The 17445-nt window shown below is 68.3% G+C and carries 13 protein-coding genes; 11 read left to right on the forward strand and 2 right to left on the reverse strand.

Annotated elements, in window-relative coordinates:
- The first annotated feature begins 256 nt into the window (after positions 1-256).
- The 6 genes from H165_RS0107330 to H165_RS0107355 all read left to right on the forward strand — a co-directional run bounded on the left by H165_RS0107330 (position 257) and on the right by H165_RS0107355 (position 7518).
- Positions 257-1960, forward strand: coding sequence for an AMP-binding protein (locus H165_RS0107330; RefSeq protein WP_017938271.1), 1704 nt, complete (start codon positions 257-259; stop codon positions 1958-1960).
- A gap of 33 nt (positions 1961-1993) precedes the next feature.
- Positions 1994-3496 carry a CoA-acylating methylmalonate-semialdehyde dehydrogenase gene (locus H165_RS0107335; protein WP_017938272.1) on the forward strand — a complete coding sequence of 501 codons (1503 nt, stop codon included), beginning with the start codon at positions 1994-1996 and terminating at the stop codon, positions 3494-3496.
- 52 nt (positions 3497-3548) lie between these two features.
- A complete protein-coding gene (locus H165_RS0107340) occupies positions 3549-4322 on the forward strand; it encodes an enoyl-CoA hydratase (protein WP_017938273.1) in 774 nt (257 codons plus the stop codon).
- A gap of 61 nt (positions 4323-4383) precedes the next feature.
- Positions 4384-5280: a 3-hydroxyisobutyrate dehydrogenase gene (gene mmsB / locus H165_RS0107345; protein ID WP_017938274.1), complete on the forward strand. Its 897-nt coding sequence runs from the start codon at positions 4384-4386 to the stop codon at positions 5278-5280.
- Positions 5277-6347, forward strand: coding sequence for an enoyl-CoA hydratase/isomerase family protein (locus tag H165_RS0107350; RefSeq protein ID WP_017938275.1), 1071 nt, complete (start codon positions 5277-5279; stop codon positions 6345-6347). The genes mmsB and H165_RS0107350 overlap by 4 nt, the downstream gene beginning before the upstream one ends.
- A 19-nt stretch (positions 6348-6366) precedes the next feature.
- The gene (locus tag H165_RS0107355; protein WP_017938276.1) at positions 6367-7518 is read left to right on the forward strand and encodes an acyl-CoA dehydrogenase family protein; all 1152 of its coding nucleotides are present in this window, start codon (positions 6367-6369) and stop codon (positions 7516-7518) included.
- A 51-nt stretch (positions 7519-7569) separates the two neighbouring features.
- Here the strand turns inward: H165_RS0107355 and dusA are convergent, their stop codons facing one another.
- Positions 7570-8565 carry a tRNA dihydrouridine(20/20a) synthase DusA gene (gene dusA / locus H165_RS0107360; RefSeq protein WP_017938277.1) on the reverse strand — a complete coding sequence of 332 codons (996 nt, stop codon included), beginning with the start codon at positions 8563-8565 and terminating at the stop codon, positions 7570-7572.
- 89 nt (positions 8566-8654) lie between these two features.
- A complete protein-coding gene (locus tag H165_RS0107365) occupies positions 8655-9668 on the reverse strand; it encodes a zinc-dependent alcohol dehydrogenase family protein (protein ID WP_017938278.1) in 1014 nt (337 codons plus the stop codon).
- 209 nt (positions 9669-9877) lie between these two features.
- On the opposite strand from H165_RS0107365, the gene H165_RS0107370 reads away from it, so the two are divergent.
- The 5 genes from H165_RS0107370 to tusD all read left to right on the forward strand — a co-directional run bounded on the left by H165_RS0107370 (position 9878) and on the right by tusD (position 17444).
- On the forward strand, positions 9878-10792 hold the full coding sequence (locus H165_RS0107370; protein ID WP_017938279.1) for a LysR family transcriptional regulator: 915 nt from the start codon (positions 9878-9880) through the stop codon (positions 10790-10792).
- A 166-nt stretch (positions 10793-10958) separates the two neighbouring features.
- Positions 10959-12188, forward strand: coding sequence for a multidrug efflux RND transporter periplasmic adaptor subunit MexE (gene mexE / locus H165_RS0107375; RefSeq protein ID WP_017938280.1), 1230 nt, complete (start codon positions 10959-10961; stop codon positions 12186-12188).
- A gap of 112 nt (positions 12189-12300) precedes the next feature.
- A complete protein-coding gene (locus H165_RS0107380) occupies positions 12301-15471 on the forward strand; it encodes an efflux RND transporter permease subunit (RefSeq protein WP_017938281.1) in 3171 nt (1056 codons plus the stop codon).
- Positions 15468-16895 (forward strand): efflux transporter outer membrane subunit, encoded by a 1428-nt coding sequence (locus tag H165_RS0107385; RefSeq protein ID WP_017938282.1) that lies wholly within the window; start codon positions 15468-15470, stop codon positions 16893-16895. The genes H165_RS0107380 and H165_RS0107385 overlap by 4 nt, the downstream gene beginning before the upstream one ends.
- Positions 16896-17051: 156 nt before the next feature.
- Entirely contained in the window at positions 17052-17444 is a 393-nt protein-coding gene (tusD, locus tag H165_RS0107390; protein ID WP_017938283.1) for a sulfurtransferase complex subunit TusD, read from the forward strand.
- Position 17445: the final 1 nt, after the last annotated feature.

Genomic DNA, 17445 nt, shown 5'->3' on the forward strand with positions numbered 1-17445 from the left:
TCCGGTAGGCAGATCGGTCCATCATATGATTTTTTTGCACAAGCCATCGGAATTTATGCGCCTTCTTGGTGAATTTACGCCTACCTATACTGAACTCTAGGCGCCGTTGACCAAACGGCCCTGATGCTTCGGCAAGTGCAGTGTCCGATCGGCACAAGTCCAACAAAAACAATCAGGGACTTAGACAGATGAAGGCATTTTCCCAGGACGGACTGTGCGCAGTCCGCGTCTCCTCAGACCTTCCAGGAGGCGCCGCATGAACGAGAACAGCCGCCCCTTCCTGGCCGCCCGCGATTTCCTGCTGGCCCATCGCACCGACTACCTCACCGCCGCCCGGGATTTCCGTTGGCCCCAACTCGAGCAGTTCAACTGGGCGCTGGATTACTTCGACCCCATGGCCCGCGACAACCAGACCCCGGCACTGTGGATCGTCGAAGAAGATGGCAGCGACCGCCGCTACAGCTTCGCCGAGCTGTCCACGCGATCCAACCAGGTCGCCAACCATCTGCGCGCCCTGGGCGTGCGGCGTGGCGAACGCATCCTGCTGATGCTCGGCAACCACATCGCTCTCTGGGAAACCATGCTGGCTGCCTTCAAGCTCGGCGCCGTGGTGATCCCCGCCACCGCCCTACTGACCAGCGAGGACCTGCGCGATCGCATCGAGCGCGGCCAAGTCCGTCACCTGGTGGTGGGCAGCGCCCACACCGACAAGTTCGCAGGTCTCGCCGAAGGCTGCACGCGGATCTGCGTCGGCGCGCCGGTGGACGGCTGGATCAGCCATGAGGCGGCGGCCGATCATCCGGAGCGCTTCGAGCCGGACGGTGCGACCCGTGCCGACGACCCGTTGCTGCTCTACTTCACTTCCGGCACCACCTCCAAGCCGAAGATGGTGCTGCACACCCACCAGAGCTATCCGGTGGGGCACCTGTCCACCATGTACTGGATCGGCCTGCAGCCGGGGGACATCCATCTCAACATCTCCTCGCCGGGCTGGGCCAAGCACGCCTGGAGCTGCCTGTTCGCCCCCTGGAACGCCGGCGCCTGCGTGTTCATCCACAATGTCGCGCGCTTCAGCGCCGCGGCTCTGCTCGGCGTGCTGGAGAAGTACCGGGTGACCACCCTGTGCGCGCCGCCCACCGTATGGCGCATGCTGATCCAGGAAGACCTCGCCGCCTACCGCGGCCGCCTGGCCCTGCGTGAGCTGGTGGGCGCCGGCGAGCCGCTCAACCCGGAAATCATCGAACAGGTCCAGGAAGCCTGGGGCCTGACCCTGCGCGACGGCTTCGGCCAGACGGAAACCACCGCGCTGGTCGGCAACAGCCCCGGCCAGCCGCTCAAGCCCGGCTCCATGGGCCGCCCGCTACCCGGCTACCGAGTCACCCTGCTGGACCCGGACGGCCAGCCGGCCCGCGACGGCGAGGTCGCCCTACCCCTGGAGCCGCGCCCGCTGGGTCTGATGCGCGGCTACGAGGACAGCCCGGAGAAGACCGCCGAAGCCATGCGCGACGGCTACTACCGCACCGGGGACACCGCCAGCATGGACGAGGACGGCTACATCACCTTCATCGGCCGCGCCGACGACGTGTTCAAGGCCTCCGATTACCGGATCAGCCCCTTCGAGCTGGAAAGCACTCTGATCGAACACCCGGCGGTCATGGAGGTGGCCGTGGTGCCCAGCCCCGATCCGGTGCGCCTGGCGGTGCCCAAGGCCTACGTGATCCTCGCCGCCGAACAGCAGCCGAGTCGTGAATTGGCCGCCGAGCTGTTCGCCTTCATCCGCTGCCAGCTCGCCCCCTACAAGCGGGTACGCCGCCTGGAGTTCGTCGGCGAGCTGCCCAAGACCATCTCCGGGAAGATCCGCCGCGTGGAACTGCGCCAGCTGGAGAACCGTCGCCGCCAGGCCGAGGAGCGTGGCGAGCTGGAGTTCTTCGAAGACGACTTCCCCCACCTCAAGGGCTGAAGGCCCACTTACCCAGCACAGGCAGAACCGAACATGAGCAAGCCGATTCCCACCGTCAAACTGCTGATCAACGGCGAATTCGTCGAGTCGGCCACCAGCCAGTGGCGCGACATCGTCAACCCGGCCACCCAGGAAGTGCTGGCCCGCGTACCCTTCGCCACCCAGGAGGAAATGAACGCCGCCGTGGCCGCCGCCAAGGAAGCCTTCAAGACCTGGCGCAAGACCCCCATCGGCGCCCGCGCGCGGATCTTCCTCCGCTACCAGCAACTGATCCGCGAACACATGCAGGAACTGGCCGCGATCCTCACCGCCGAACAGGGCAAAACCCTGCCCGACGCCGAGGGTGACATCTTCCGCGGCCTGGAAGTGGTCGAGCACGCCGCCGGCATCGGCACCCTGCAGATGGGCGAGCTGGCCAACAACGTGGCCAGCGGGGTGGATACCTTCACCCTCAACCAGCCTCTGGGCGTCTGCGCCGGCATCACCCCCTTCAACTTCCCGGCGATGATTCCGCTGTGGATGTTCCCCATGGCCATCGCCTGCGGCAACACCTTCGTCCTCAAGCCCTCCGAGCAGGACCCGATGGTCACCATGCGCCTCGCCGAACTGGCCCTCGAGGCCGGCATCCCCGCCGGGGTGCTGAATGTGATCCACGGCGGCGCAGACGCGGTCAACCTGCTCTGCGACCACCCGGACATCAAGGCCATCTCCTTCGTCGGCTCCACCGGGGTGGGCACGCACGTCTACCAGCGCGCCTCCCTGGCCGGCAAGCGCGTGCAGTGCATGATGGGCGCCAAGAACCATGCCGTGGTCATGCCCGACGCCCACAAGCAGCAGACCCTCAACAACCTGGTGGGCGCGGCCTTCGGTGCCGCCGGCCAGCGCTGCATGGCGGTCTCGGTCGCCGTGCTGGTCGGCGAGGCCAATGAGTGGCTGCCTGAGCTGGTGGAAAAGGCCAGGGCCCTGAAGGTCGGCGCCGGTGTCGAGCCGGGCACCGATGTCGGCCCGCTGATCTCCCGCGCCGCCCTGGAGCGGGTCAACGGCCTGATCGCCCGTGGCGTGGAGGAAGGCGCCCAACTGCTGCTGGACGGCCGCAACCCGCAGGTGCCGGGCTACGCCGATGGCAACTTCGTCGCCCCGACCATCTTCGCCGGGGTCACTCCCGAGATGACTATCTACAAGGAAGAGATCTTCGGCCCGGTGCTCTGCGTGATGCAGGCGGCCACCATGGACGAGGCCATCCAGATCATCAACGCCAACCCCAACGGCAACGGCACCGCCATCTTCACCCGCTCCGGCGCCGCCGCACGGCACTTCCAGGAGGAGATCGACGTCGGCCAGGTGGGCATCAACGTGCCCATCCCGGTACCGGTGCCGCTGTTCTCCTTCACCGGCTCCCGCGGCTCCAAGCTGGGCGACCTCGGCCCCTACGGCAAGCAGGTCATCCAGTTCTACACCCAGACCAAGACCGTTACCGAACGCTGGTTCGACGAGGCCGAGGTTGGCACCGTGAACACCACCATTTCCCTGAAGTGACCCATCGCCGGGCCGGCGTCCATGTCGTCGGCCCGGCCCAGGAAGTATGCAGATGAGCTATGAAACCCTGCTGGTCGAGGTGCGCGAGCGCGTCGGCCTGATCACCCTGAACCGTCCCAAGGCGCTCAACGCGCTGAACAGCCAGCTGATCGCCGAGCTCAACCAGGCCCTCGCCCAGTTGGATGCCGACCCCGGCATCGGCTGCCTGGTCATCACCGGATCCGCCAAGGCCTTCGCCGCCGGCGCGGACATCAAGGAGATGGCCGACAAGCAGTATCCGCAGATCTACCTGGAGGACTTCTTCGCCAGCGCCGATCGCATCGCCAACCGCCGCAAGCCGATCATCGCCGCGGTGGCCGGCTACGCCCTGGGCGGCGGCTGCGAGCTGGCCCTGATGTGTGACTTCATCTACGCCGCCGACAACGCCCGCTTCGGCCTGCCGGAGCTGAGCCTTGGGGTGATTCCCGGAATCGGCGGCACCCAGCGCATGGCCCGCGCCCTGGGCAAGGCCAAGACCATGGAGCTGTGCCTGACCGGCCGCCAGCTGAGCGCCGAGGAGGCCGAGCGCGCCGGCCTGGTGGCCCGCGTATTCCCCCTCGACCGCCTGCTGGAGGAAAGCCTCGCCGCCGCCCAGACCATCGCCTCACGCTCGCTGCCGGCCACCCTGATGATCAAGGAATGCGTCAACCGCGCCTTCGAAGTTAGCCTGGCCGAAGGGGTGCGCTTCGAACGCCGGGTCTTCCACTCGCTGTTCGCCAGCGCCGACCAGAAGGAAGGCATGCAGGCCTTCGTCGAGAAGCGCCCGCCGCTCTTCCAGCACCGCTGACCCAGGCCGCTGCCTCCCCTGCGGACGGCAGCGCCCCTTGTCCATACGGAGGGAACACCCCATGCAGATCGGATTTCTCGGCCTCGGCAACATGGGCGCGCCCATGGCCCTCAACCTGCTCAAGGCAGGCCACCAACTGACCGTCTTCGACCTGGTCCCCGCCGCCGTCGAACGCCTGGTGGATGCCGGCGCCCGCGCCGCCGCCTCCCCCGCCGAGCTGGCCGCCGGTGAGGTCGAACTGATCATCACCATGCTGCCCGCTGCGCCTCACGTGAAGCAGGTTTATCTCGGCAAAGAGGGGCTGCTCGCCCACGTCCGCCCCGGCGTGCTGCTGGTGGACAGCTCCACCATCGACCCCATCAGCGCCCGCGAAGTGGCGGCCAAGGCCGAAGCCCAGGGCAACCCCATGCTGGATGCCCCGGTCTCCGGCGGTACTGGTGGCGCCGCCGCCGGCACCCTGACCTTCATGGTCGGCGGCAGCGCCACAGCCTTCGAACGGGCCCGACCGATCCTCGCCGCCATGGGCAGGAACATCGTGCACTGCGGCGCCGCCGGCACCGGCCAGGCCGCCAAGGTGGCCAACAACCTGCTGCTCGGCATCTCCATGATCGGCACCGCCGAAGCCATGAGCCTGGGCGTGGCCCTGGGCGTCGATCCCAAGGTGCTGGCCGGAATCATCAACACCTCCAGCGGCCGCTGCTGGAGCTCGGACACCTACAACCCCTTCCCCGGGGTGATGGACAACGTGCCGGCGGCGCGCGGCTACAGCGGCGGTTTCGGCAGCGACCTGATGCTCAAGGACCTGGGCCTGGCCAGCGAAGCCGCCCGCCAGGTGCGCCAACCGCTGCTCCTCGGCGCCCTCGCCCAGCAGCTCTATCAGGCCTTCAGCCTGCAGGGCAACGGCCAGCTGGACTTCTCGGCGATCATCAAGCTGTACCGCAAGGAAGACTGCGCATGAGTGGTTCCGAACTGCCGGTCCTCGCCGAAGTCCGCAACGGCGTCGGGCACCTGATCCTCAACCGTCCGGCCGGGCTCAACGCCCTGACCCTGGAGATGGTCCGCCTGCTTGCTGACCAGCTGCACGCCTGGGCGGCGGATCCGGCGATCCGCGTCGTAGTGCTGCGCGCCGCCGGCGACAAGGCTTTCTGCGCCGGCGGCGACATCCGCGCCCTGTACGACAGCCACCTGAGCGGCGGCGAGCTACAGCGCTACTTCTTCGAGGAGGAATACGCCCTCGACCTCTACATCCATCGCTATCCCAAGCCACTACTGGCGCTGATGGACGGCTTCGTCCTCGGCGGTGGCATGGGCCTGGTCCAGGGCGCGGCCCTGCGAGTGATCACCGAACGGGCCCGGCTGGGCATGCCGGAGGTGGGCATCGGCTACTTCCCGGACGTGGGCGGCAGCTATTTCCTGCCGCGCCTGCCCGGCGAGCTGGGCACCTACCTGGGCGTCAGCGGCCGCCACATCGGCGCTGCCGACGCTCTCTACTGCGGGCTGGCCGACCACTGCCTGCCCCGCGAACGCCTCGTCGACCTGGATGCCGGGCTCGACCGTATCAGCTGGAGCACCGCGCCCCTCGACGACCTGCAGCGCCTGCTCGCCAGCCTGGGCCAGGCCGAACTGCCGGAAGCCGAGTTGGCCACCCTGCGCCCGCTGATCGACGAACACTTCGCGCTGCCCGATGTTCCGGCCATCCGCGCCGCCCTGCGCGGGGAAAGCCGCCCGCAATGGCAGGCCTGGGCCACGGAGACCGCCGCTCTGCTGGACACCCGCTCGCCCCTGGCCATGGCCGTGACCCTGGAACTGCTGCGCCGCGGCCGCGGGCTGTCTTTGGAAGACTGCTTCGCCCTGGAACTGCACCTGGATCTGCAATGGTTCGAGCGCGGCGACTTTATCGAAGGCGTGCGCGCCCTTATCGTGGACAAGGACAAGCGCCCGCGCTGGAATCCCCCCAACCTGGAAGAGCTGGCCCCGCAGCGGGTGCAGGCCTTCTTCGCCGGATTCCAGGCCAGCCGGGCCTGACCCGGCCCAGGAGAGAGACATGCAAGACATCGAACTGACCGAAGAACAGCGCATGATCCGCGACATGGCCCGCGACTTCGCCCGCAGCGAAGTCGCGCCGCGTTCCGCCGAATGGGACAAGGCCGGCTGGATCGACGAGGCCGTGGTCGCCCAGATGGGCGAACTGGGGCTGCTCGGCATGGTGGTGCCGGAGGAATGGGGCGGCAGCTACACCGACTACGTGGCCTACGCCCTGGCCGTGGAGGAAATCGCCGCCGCCGACGGCGCCCTGGGCGCGCTGATGAGCGTGCACAACTCGGTGGGCTGCGGTCCCCTGCTCAACTACGGCAGCGAAGCGCAGAAACGGGCCTGGCTGGCCGACCTGGCCGGCGGCCGGATGATCGGCTGCTTCTGCCTGACCGAACCCCAGGCCGGCTCCGAGGCCCACAACCTGCGCACCCGCGCAGTGCTGGACGGCGACCACTGGGTGCTCAACGGCGCCAAGCAGTTCGTCACCAACGGCAAACGCGCCGGGCTGGCCGTGGTCTTCGCGGTCACCGACCCGGAACTGGGCAAGAAGGGCCTGTCGGCCTTCCTGGTGCCCACCGACACCCCCGGCTTCAAGGTGGAGCGCATGGAGCACAAGCTGGGCATCCGTGGCTCGGACACCTGCGCCATCTCTCTCAGCGACTGCCGCATCCCCGCCGCCAACCTGCTCGGCGAGCGCGGCCGCGGCCTGGCCATCGCCCTCTCCAACCTGGAGGGCGGGCGCATCGGCATTGCCGCCCAGGCCCTGGGCATCGCCCGCGCGGCCTTCGAGGCGGCCCTGGGTTACTCGCGGGAGCGCATCCAGTTCGGCAAGCCCATCGCCGAGCACCAGAGCATCGGCAATCTGCTGGCCGACATGCATACCCGGCTGAATGCCGCGCGCCTGCTGATCCTGCATGCCGCCCACCTGAAGAGCGCCGGGCAGCCCTGCCTGTCGGAGGCCTCCCAGGCCAAGCTGTTCGCCTCCGAGGCCGCCGAGTGGGTGTGCTCCAAGGCCATCCAGATCCACGGCGGCTACGGCTATCTGGAGGACTTTCCGGTGGAGCGCTACTACCGCGACGCGCGCATCACCCAGATCTACGAGGGCTCCAGCGAGATCCAGCGCATGCTGATCGCCCGCGAGCTGGCCAACTACCCGCTCTGAAAACGCAAAAGCCCGCGCCTTGGCGCGGGCTTCCTGCCTCATGGAGCTGTCTCAGCGGCCCTGCAGCAACTCGATGGCCTGGTCCAGCAGACCCAACGGGTCCGTCGTCTTGTGCACGTCCACCGAAAGCAGCTGACGGAAGCACCGCGCGCCGGGGAAGCCCTGGGCCAGGCCGAGCACGTGGCGGGTCACGTGGTGCATGGCACCGCCCTCGGCCAAGTGCCGCTCGATGTAGGGACGCAGCCCCTGCAGCGCCTCGCTGCGGCTGACCTGCGGGGTGTCACGGCCGAACAGCTCGCGGTCCACCGCGGCCAGCAGGTAGGGGTTGTGGTAGGCCTCGCGGCCGAGCATCACGCCGTCGAAGGTGCGCAGGTGCTCGCGGCATTCGTCGAGGGTCTTGATGCCGCCGTTCAAGATGATCTCCAGGTCCGAGAAGTCACGCTTCAGCTGCGCCGCCACGTCGTAGCGCAGCGGCGGGATCTCGCGGTTCTCCTTGGGCGACAGCCCTTCGAGGATGGCGATCCGCGCATGCACGGTGAAGCTCCGGCAGCCGGCCTCGCACACCTGGCCGACGAAATCGCAGAGCTCGGCGTAGCTGTCGCGGCCATTGATACCGATGCGGTGTTTGACGGTCACCGGAATGCTCACCGCGTCCTGCATGGCCTTCACGCATTCGGCCACCAGCGCCGGATGGCCCATCAGGCAGGCGCCGATCATGTTGTTCTGCACCCGGTCGCTGGGGCAGCCGACGTTGAGGTTCACCTCGTCGTAGCCGGCCTGCTCCGCCAGCCGCGCGCAGGCCGCCAGCTCCTGTGGGTTGCTGCCGCCAAGCTGCAGGGCCAGCGGGTGCTCGGCGGCGTCGTAACGCAGGAAGCGCGCCGCGTCGCCGTGCAGGATGGCGCCAGTGGTGACCATCTCGGTATAGAGCAGTGCCTCCCTGGACAAGAGGCGCAGGAAGAAGCGGCAGTGGCGGTCGGTCCAGTCCATCATCGGCGCCACGCTGAAGCGGCGGGAGAAGGCTGGGCGTTGGGCAGGAGCTTGGGACATCGGCGGATCTAAGCGGTGATGCGGCCACAGCGCGACGACGCGCCCGGCACAGGGGCGCGTAGTCTAGCAGGAAAGCCAGGTAGAAGTGCTCAGGGCTCCAGCACCACCCGGCCGTCCTTCGGACAGCCTTCCAGGTAGCGGTGCGCGGCGACCACCTTGTCCAGCGGGAACACCTTGCCCACCCGACTGCTCAGCAGGCCGTCGCAGGTCAGTTGGTCGATCGCCTGTAGCGCGCGCTCGAGGGCCTGGCGGTCCTGGGGGATGCCCAGCTCCGGCTTGCCGGTGAAGTTGCCCAGACAGTGGACGAAGAACTGGATGTTCTTCTGGAACGCCGCGCAGGCCGGGAACGGCGTGTTGTTGCCGCCCTGCAGGCCGTAGAGGATCAGCCTGCCGCGCGGTGCGACGACGTCGCCGAGCAGACACATCTGCGGTCCCCCGAGACCGTCCATGACGATGTCCACGCCGCGCCCGTCGGTGAGCGCGGTGACCCGGCCGACCAGGTCCTCCTCCTCGCTGAGGATCACCTTGTCGGCGCCTAGGGCGAGCAGGATCTCGCGCTCCTCCGCCCAGCGAGTGGCGGCGATCACCCTGAGGCCCAGGGCCTTGCCCAGCTGGAGCATGGCCGGACCGCTGCCGTGCGCGCCCTCGGTGAGCAGTACGGTTTCGCCTGTCTGGGCCCGGGCCAGCTCGACGTAGGCGAACCAGGCGGTGAGGAAGGCGGTGTAGTGCACCGCGGCCTGCCGGGGATCGAGCCGTTCGGGATAGCGGACCAGCGAGCTGCGCGGCAGCAGCACCTGGTCGCCGCAGGCCGGGTAGTCGTTGATGCTGTGGCCGAGGAAGCTGGCCACCTTGTCGCCGGCCACGAGGTCCTCGACCCCGCTGCCGACGGCCACGACCTCACCGGCCACCTCGAAGCCCAGGCCGGCGGGCAGGCGCGCCCGGCTGTTGGAGAGGTTCTGTCGCCAGAGCACGTCGAACCAGCTCACGCCAATCGCCTCGCTGCGGACCAGCACCTCTCCCGGAGCGGGCGACGGCAGTTCGACCTGCTCGACCTTGAGGACCTCGGCAGGGCCGAACTGGTGAAAGCGGATCATGCGGGACATCGCGAACCTCGCCGGCAATCTCTAATGCCACGGACTGTATCCGGGCTTTCCGGATAGGACCACCCGTTGACATCGATAGTACACATGAATGGGGATGATGCTGCAGGAATGCCGGCCTCCGCGAGCGCCGCGAAACGCTCGGCCGTCCGGCGACTTGACGCCCGCCGCCGGCACGGTCAGTTTAATTCCCTCACAGCACGGGAACGTCCATGAACCGCAACGATCTGCGCCGCGTCGACCTGAACCTGCTGATCGTCTTCGAGACGCTGATGCACGAGCGCAGCGTCACCCGCGCGGCGGAAAAGCTGTTCCTCGGCCAGCCGGCGATCAGCGCGGCCCTGGCCCGCCTGCGCACGCTGTTCGACGACCCGCTGTTCGTGCGCACCGGGCGGAGCATGGAACCCTCGGCGCGCGCCCAGGAGATCTTCGCCCTGCTCTCCCCGGCTTTGGACGCCATCTCTACCGCGGTCAGCCGCGCCGCGGACTTCGATCCCGCCACCAGCACTGCAGTGTTCCGCATTGGCCTCTCCGACGAAGTGGAGCTCGCCCTGCTGCCAGCCCTGCTCAAGCGCATCCGCGCCGAGGCGCCGGGGGTGGCACTGGTGGTGCGCCGAACCAACTACCTGCTGATCCCGCAGATGCTCGCCTCCGGGGAGATCTCGGTGGGCGTCTCCTACACCGAGGAGCTGCCCGCCAACGCCAAGCGCAAGGTGCTGCGCCGCAGCAAGCCCAAACTGCTACGCGCCGACGGCATTCCCGGGCCGCTGAGCCTCGACGACTACTGCACGCGGCCCCATGCCCTGGTGTCCTTCGCCGGCAACCTGACCGGCTTCATCGACGAGGAGCTGGCCAAGCTCGGCCGGCAGCGCAAGGTGGTTCTCGCCGTGCCGCAGTTCAACGGTCTCGGCAGCCTGCTGGCGGGTACCGACATGCTCGTCACCGTGCCGGACTACACCGCCGCTGCCCTGGCCTCCGCCGGCGGCCTGCGCGTCGAGGACCTGCCCCTGGAGACGCCCAGCTTCGAACTGCACATGGCCTGGCGCGGCGCCCAGGACAACGACCCGGCAGAACGCTGGCTGCGCTCGCGCATCCAGATGTTCTGCTCCGACCCGGACAGCCTGTAACCTCGTTCCCAGAGCTTTCGGCGACATTCCATACGACCCTATCGATATAACCGGTCGGTCCATCATTCCCATTGATAGTCAACTTCGTCCCGTTCGATTCGTCCTCGTCTCGTGACGACCGCAGACTTCGCCCCATTCCAGAAAACAACCTACGGCGGAGTCACCGATGGAACAGTCGATCAAGACCTTGCGCTTCACCCTTGCCGCCCTGCCGCTGATCCTCCTGGCCGCCTGCGGTCAGGGTCAGAGCACCAGCGCCGGCGGAGCGCCGGCGCCCAAGGTGAGCGTCGCAGCGGTGATCCAGCAACCGATCAACGAATGGGACGAGCTCACCGGCCGCCTGGAGGCGCCGGAGTCCGTGGTGGTCCGCCCGCGGGTCTCCGGCTACATCGACAGGGTGGCCTTCACCGAGGGCGCCCTGGTGAAGAAGGGCGACCTGCTGTTCCAGATCGATCCACGCCCCTTCGAGGCCGAGGTCAGGCGCCTCGAGGCCCAGCTGCAGCAGGCCCGCGCCAACCTCGCCCAGGCCGAGAACGAGGCCCGCCGCGGCGAGCGCCTGCGCGCCAGCAACGCGATCTCGGCCGAACTGGCCGACGCCCGGGCCAGCGCCGCACTGCAGGCGCGGGCCGAGGTGGCGGCGATCCAGGCCGGCCTGGAGGCGGCGCGTCTGAATCTGGAGTTCACCCGGGTCACCGCGCCCATCGACGGCCGCGTCAGCCGCGCTGAGGTGACCACCGGAAACCTGGTCAATGCGGGAGAAACCCGCCTCACCAGCCTGGTCTCCACCGACAAGGTGTACGCCTACTTCGATGCCGACGAACGCATCTACCTGAAGTACCAGGAACTCTCCCGCGATGGCCAGCGCAGCGACTCCACCCCCGTCTACCTCGGCCTGTCCGACGAGGACGGTTTTCCCCACGAGGGGCGCATGGACTTCATGGACAACCAGGTAGACCCGCGCACCGGCACCATCCGCGGCCGGGCGGTTTTCGACAACCGCGACGGGCGCTTCACCCCCGGCCTCTACGTCCGCCTGCGCCTGGTCGGCAGCGCCACCTATGACGCTGCGCTGATCAAGGACGAGGCGGTCGGCACCGATCTCGGCAAGAAGTTCGTGCTGACCCTCGCCGACGACGGCACCGTGGCCTACCGGGCCGTCGAGCTGGGACCGCGGCTCGAGGGCCTGCGCATCGTCCGCAAGGGCCTGCGCAAGGGCGAGAAGATCGTCGTCAACGGTCTGCAGCGCGCCCGGCCGGGCATGCAGGTGACCCCCGAGGACGTGCCCATGGCCGACGAGCAGACCCTCGCCAATCTGGCCCGCCAGCGCCAGGCGGTGGACGAGAGCCTGCCGGACCGCGTCGCCCAACACCCGAAACCGGCCAGTCCGCGCGGCTGACGGCGCCATCACCCCTCTCCCCTGACTGGAGAGGGAAGTGGAAGAGCACCGAAACACCCCAATGCGACTCCGCCCCCGGCGGAGCCGCTCGCCCTTTGCCAGGTAAAAGACGATGAACTTCTCCCAGTACTTCATCCGGCGCCCGATCTTCGCCGCCGTGCTGTCGCTGATGATCCTGATCGCCGGAGCCATCGCGGTGTTCCAGCTGCCGATCAGCGAATACCCCGAGGTGGTTCCGCCCACCGTGGTGGTGCGCGCCAACTATCCCGGCGCCAACCCCAAGGTGATCGGCGAGACCGTCGCCTCACCGCTGGAACAGGCCATCGTCGGCGTGGAAGGCATGCTCTACATGTCCTCGCAATCCACCGCCGACGGCCGGATGACCCTGACCATCACCTTCGCCCTCGGCACCGACCTGGACAACGCCCAGGTACAGGTGCAGAACCGGGTCACCCGCACCGAGCCGCAGCTGCCTGAGGAAGTGACGCGCCTGGGCATCACCGTGGACAAGGCCTCCCCCGACCTGACCATGGTGGTGCACCTGACTTCGCCGGATGACCGCTACGACATGCTCTACCTGTCCAACTACGCCGTGCTCAACATCAAGGACGAGCTGGCCAGGCTGGACGGCGTGGGCGACGTGCAGCTGTTCGGCATGGGCGACTACTCGCTGCGCGTCTGGCTCGATCCGAACAAGGTGGCCTCGCGCAACCTCACCGCCAGCGACGTGGTCGCCGCCATTCGCGAGCAGAACCGCCAGGTCGCCGCCGGGGTCCTCGGCGCTCCGCCGGCCCCATCCGACATCAGTTTCCAGATGTCGATCAACACGCAGGGGCGGCTGGTCTCCGAGGAGGAGTTCGAGAACATCATCATCCGCGTCGGCGAGCACGGCGAGATCACCCGGCTGCGCGACATCGCCCGGGTCGAGCTGGGCTCCAACCGCTACTCCCTGCGCTCGTTGCTCAACAACCAGCCGGCCGTATCCATCCCGGTATTCCAGCGCCCCGGCTCCAATGCCATCGACATCTCCAACCGGGTGCGCGCCAAGATGGCCGAGCTCAAACAGAGCTTCCCGGAAGGCATGGACTACGAGATCGTCTACGATCCAACCGTCTTCGTGCGCGGCTCCATTGAGGCGGTGGTGCATACCCTGCTGGAAGCCATCGTCCTGGTGGTGCTGGTGGTGATCCTGTTCCTGCAGACCTGGCGCGCCTCGATCATCCCGCTGGCCGCGGTGCCGGTGTCGCTGATCGGCACCTTCGCGGTGATGCACCTGTTCGGCTTCTCCCTCAACGCCCTATCGCTGTTCGGCCTGGTGCTGGCGATCGGCATCGTGGTGGACGACGCCATCGTGGTGGTGGAGAACGTCGAGCGGCACATCGGCCTTGGCAAGACGCCGGTGCAGGCGGCGCGCGACGCCATGCGCGAGGTCACCGGGCCGATCATCGCCATCGCCCTGGTGCTCTGCGCGGTGTTCGTGCCGACGGCGTTCATCTCCGGCCTGTCCGGGCAGTTCTACCAGCAGTTCGCGCTGACCGTGGCGATCTCCACGGTGATCTCGGCGTTCAACTCGCTGACCCTCTCCCCGGCCCTCGCCGCCATCCTGCTGAAGAGCCACGACGCGCCCAAGGACCGTTTCTCGCAGCTGCTCGAGCGGCTCCTCGGCAACTGGCTGTTCAGGCCCTTCAACCGCCTGTTCGAGCGCACCGGCCACGGCTACGTCGGCATCGTGCAGCAGGTCCTGCGCAAGAGCGGCATCGCCGTCGCGCTCTACGGTGGTCTGCTGGCCCTCACCTGGCTGGGCCTGAGCACCACGCCGACCGGCTTCGTGCCGGCTCAGGACAAGCAGTACCTGGTGGCCATCGCCCAACTGCCGGACGCAGCGACCCTCGACCGCACCGAGGCGGTGATCAAGCGCATGGCGGAGATCGCCGGCCAGCATCCGGGCATCGAGAACACCGTGCAGTTCCCGGGGCTGTCCATCAACGGTTTCACCAACAGCCCGAACAGCGGCATCGTGTTCACTCCGCTGAAGCCCTTCGCGGAGCGGCGTGATCCCGCATTGAGCGGGGCGGCCATCGCCGCTGAGCTCAACCGGCAGTTCGCCGACATTCAGGAAGCCCGCATCGCCATCTTCCCGCCACCACCGGTGCGCGGTCTTGGCACCATCGGCGGCTTCCGAGTGCAGGTCGAGGACCGCGGCGGCCTGGGCTACGAGGCGCTGTACCAGGAGGTGCAGAACGTCATTGCCAAGAGCCGCGAGGTGCCCGAGCTGGCCGGCCTGTTCACCACCTATCAGGTGAACGTGCCCCAGGTGGATGCCGCCATCGACCGCGAGAAGGCCAAGACCCACGGCGTGGAGATCGATGACATCTTCACCACCCTGCAGGTCTACCTGGGCTCGCTGTACGCCAACGACTTCAACCGTTTCGGGCGCACCTACCAAGTCAACGTCCAGGCCGAGCAGCAGTTCCGCCTCGAGCCCGAGCAGATCGGCCAGCTCAAGGTGCGCAACAACCGCGGCGAAATGGTGCCGCTGGCCACCTTCATCAAGGTGAGCGACACCTCCGGACCCGACCGGGTGATGCACTACAACGGCTTCATCACCGCCGAGATCAACGGCGCCGCGGCCCCGGGCTACAGCTCCGGGCAGGCCAAGGCGGCGATGGAACGGCTGCTGGAGCAAGAACTGCCCAACGGCATGACCTACGAATGGACCGATCTGACCTACCAGCAGATCCTCGCCGGCAACTCGGCGATCTACATCTTCCCGCTCTGCGTGCTGCTGGTGTTCCTGGTGCTCTCCGCGCTCTACGAGAGCTGGAGCCTGCCGCTGGCGGTGATCTTGATCGTGCCCATGACCCTGCTCTCGGCGATCACCGGGGTGATCCTGGCCGGCAGCGACAACAACATCTTCACCCAGATCGGCCTGATCGTGCTGGTGGGCCTGGCGTGCAAGAACGCCATCCTCATCGTCGAGTTCGCCAAGGACAAGGAGGCCGAGGGCCTGCCCCCCTGGGACGCCGTGCTGGAAGCCTGCCGCCTGCGGCTGCGGCCGATCCTGATGACTTCCATCGCCTTCATCATGGGCGTGGTACCGCTGGTGCTGTCCACCGGGGCCGGTGCCGAGATGCGCCATGCCATGGGCGTGGCGGTGTTCAGCGGGATGATCGGGGTGACCTTCTTCGGGCTGCTGCTGACCCCGGTGTTCTACGTACTGATTCGTGACTTCGTGGCCGGGCGCCAGGCCCGCAAGGCCCGACTGCTGGAGGTACAAGCATGACCGTCGTAGCCTTCTCCCCCCGCGCGGGCCTGCGCGTCCTGGGCCTCGGCGCCCTGGCCCTAGCGCTCGGCGCCTGCGCGGTCGGCCCCGATTACCGCGAGCCGGATATCGAGCCGGCCCGGCTGACCAGCGCCGATTCCGACCAGTACGACCGAGCACGCTTCGAGGCGTCCTGGTGGCGGCAGTTCGAGGACCCGACCCTGGACAGCCTGGTCGACCAGGCCCTGCGCGAGAACCGCGAGCTGCGCCTGGCTTTCGCCCGCCTGCAGGCGGCCAGGGCGATCCGCGACGATGTCGGCAACGACCAGCTGCCGGTGATCACCAGCGGCGTCGGTGCCACCATCGGCAAGGGCCAGCAGCCCGGCCTCGGCGAGGACCGGGTGAACAGCGAGCGCTACGACCTGGGCCTGGACATGGCCTGGGAGCTCGACCTGTTCGGCCGCATCCAGCGCCAGATCGAGGCCAGTGAGGCGGAGATCGGCGCCGCCGCGGCCGAGCTGCAGCAGCTGCAGGTCAGCCTGATCGCCGAACTGGTGGATGCCTACGGCAGCCTGCGTGGTGCTCAGCTGCGCGAACAGATCGCCCGCGACAACCTGGCGAACCAGCGCGAGTCCCGCCAGCTCACCGAGCGCCTCTACGAAGCCGGCGTGGGCAGCGAGCTGGACGTACTGCGCGCCGATGCCCGCCTGGCCGCCACCGAGGCCAGCCTGCCGCAGCTGCAGGCCGAGGCCGTGCGGGCACGCAACCGTATCGCCACCCTGCTCGGCCAGCGTCCCGAACAGCTCAGCGTGGACCTGTCGCCGCGGCCCCTGCCGGCCATCGCCAAGGCCCTGCCGATCGGCGATCCCGGCGAGTTGCTGCGCCGCCGTCCGGACATCCGCGCCGCGGAGCGCCGGCTCGCCGCGGCCACCGCCAACGTCGGGGTGGCTACCGCCGACCTGTTCCCGCGGGTCAGCCTGTCCGGCTTCCTCGGCTTCACCGCCGGGCGCGGTTCGCAGCTGGGCTCCTCCGCGGCGCGGGCCTGGAGCGTGACGCCGAGCATCACCTGGGCGGCCTTCGACCTCGGCAGCGTACGAGCCCGCCTGCGCGGCGCCAGGGCCGAGGCCGACGGCGCCCTGGCCGAGTACGAGCAGCAGGTGCTGCTGGCCCTGGAGGAGTCCGAGAACGCCTTCAGCGACTACGCCAAGCGCCAGCAGCGCCTGCTCTCCCTGGTCCGCCAGAGCGAAGCCAGCCGCGCCGCGGCCGAGCAGGCGGCAATCCGCTACCGGGAAGGCACCGTGGACTTCCTGGTGCTGCTGGATGCCGAGCGCGAACGCCTGGCCGCCGAGGATGCCCAGGCCCAGGCGGAAGTTGAGCTGTATCGCGGCATCGTTGCCATCTACAAGGCACTCGGCGGCGGCTGGAACGCCCAGCCCACCTCCTGAGCTATTCCCTCCCGCCCTTGCCCGTGGTCCGATTCCCCGCCACGGGCTTTTTTGTGCCCGCGCGGCGCCATTGGGGGGGCAGAAAAAGCCGCCGCGGGGATTTCTCCGCCGCGATCTCCGGTATCATTCCGCCCCACAGCCTGCACCGGACCGCCCATGAAGTTCGCCATCGCCCTCTTCTCCCCGCCCCATGCGCCCGCCTCGCGCCGCGCCCTGCGCTTCGCCCAAGCGGTGCTGGACGGCGGTCACGAGATCGTCCGCCTGTTCTTCTACCAGGACGGCGTGCACAGCGCCTCGGCCAGCGTGGTCACCCCCCAGGACGAGCTGGACAGCGCCGCCGAATGGCGCGCCTTCGTCAGCCGGCACCAGCTGGATGGCGTGGTGTGCATCGCCGCGGCACTGCGCCGCGGCGTGCTGAACGAAGAGGAAGCGCGCCGCTACGAGCGTGACGCGGCCAACCTGCCGGCGCCCTGGGAGCTGTCCGGCCTCGGCCAGCTGCACGAGGCGGCCCAACTGGCGGACCGCCTGGTCTGCTTCGGAGGCAACTGAG

Origin of the sequence: Pseudomonas thermotolerans DSM 14292, assembly GCF_000364625.1 — a bacterium.
GTDB classification, from domain to species: Bacteria; Pseudomonadota; Gammaproteobacteria; order Pseudomonadales; family Pseudomonadaceae; genus Aquipseudomonas; species Aquipseudomonas thermotolerans.

Bases quoted from the DNA above. Each gene is read 5' to 3' on its own strand.
- H165_RS0107350 (WP_017938275.1), top strand. From the start codon at position 5,277: ATGAGTGGTTCCGAACTGCCGGTCCTCGCCGAAGTCCGCAACGGCGTC.
- H165_RS0107335 (WP_017938272.1), top strand. From the start codon at position 1,994: ATGAGCAAGCCGATTCCCACCGTCAAACTGCTGATCAACGGCGAATTC.
- H165_RS0107365 (WP_017938278.1), bottom strand. From the start codon at position 9,668: ATGTCCCGCATGATCCGCTTTCACCAGTTCGGCCCTGCCGAGGTCCTC.
- H165_RS0107340 (WP_017938273.1), top strand. From the start codon at position 3,549: ATGAGCTATGAAACCCTGCTGGTCGAGGTGCGCGAGCGCGTCGGCCTG.
- mexE (WP_017938280.1), top strand. From the start codon at position 10,959: ATGGAACAGTCGATCAAGACCTTGCGCTTCACCCTTGCCGCCCTGCCG.
- tusD (WP_017938283.1), top strand. From the start codon at position 17,052: ATGAAGTTCGCCATCGCCCTCTTCTCCCCGCCCCATGCGCCCGCCTCG.
- H165_RS0107385 (WP_017938282.1), top strand. From the start codon at position 15,468: ATGACCGTCGTAGCCTTCTCCCCCCGCGCGGGCCTGCGCGTCCTGGGC.
- H165_RS0107370 (WP_017938279.1), top strand. From the start codon at position 9,878: ATGAACCGCAACGATCTGCGCCGCGTCGACCTGAACCTGCTGATCGTC.
- H165_RS0107330 (WP_017938271.1), top strand. From the start codon at position 257: ATGAACGAGAACAGCCGCCCCTTCCTGGCCGCCCGCGATTTCCTGCTG.
- mmsB (WP_017938274.1), top strand. From the start codon at position 4,384: ATGCAGATCGGATTTCTCGGCCTCGGCAACATGGGCGCGCCCATGGCC.
- H165_RS0107380 (WP_017938281.1), top strand. From the start codon at position 12,301: ATGAACTTCTCCCAGTACTTCATCCGGCGCCCGATCTTCGCCGCCGTG.
- dusA (WP_017938277.1), bottom strand. From the start codon at position 8,565: ATGTCCCAAGCTCCTGCCCAACGCCCAGCCTTCTCCCGCCGCTTCAGC.
- H165_RS0107355 (WP_017938276.1), top strand. From the start codon at position 6,367: ATGCAAGACATCGAACTGACCGAAGAACAGCGCATGATCCGCGACATG.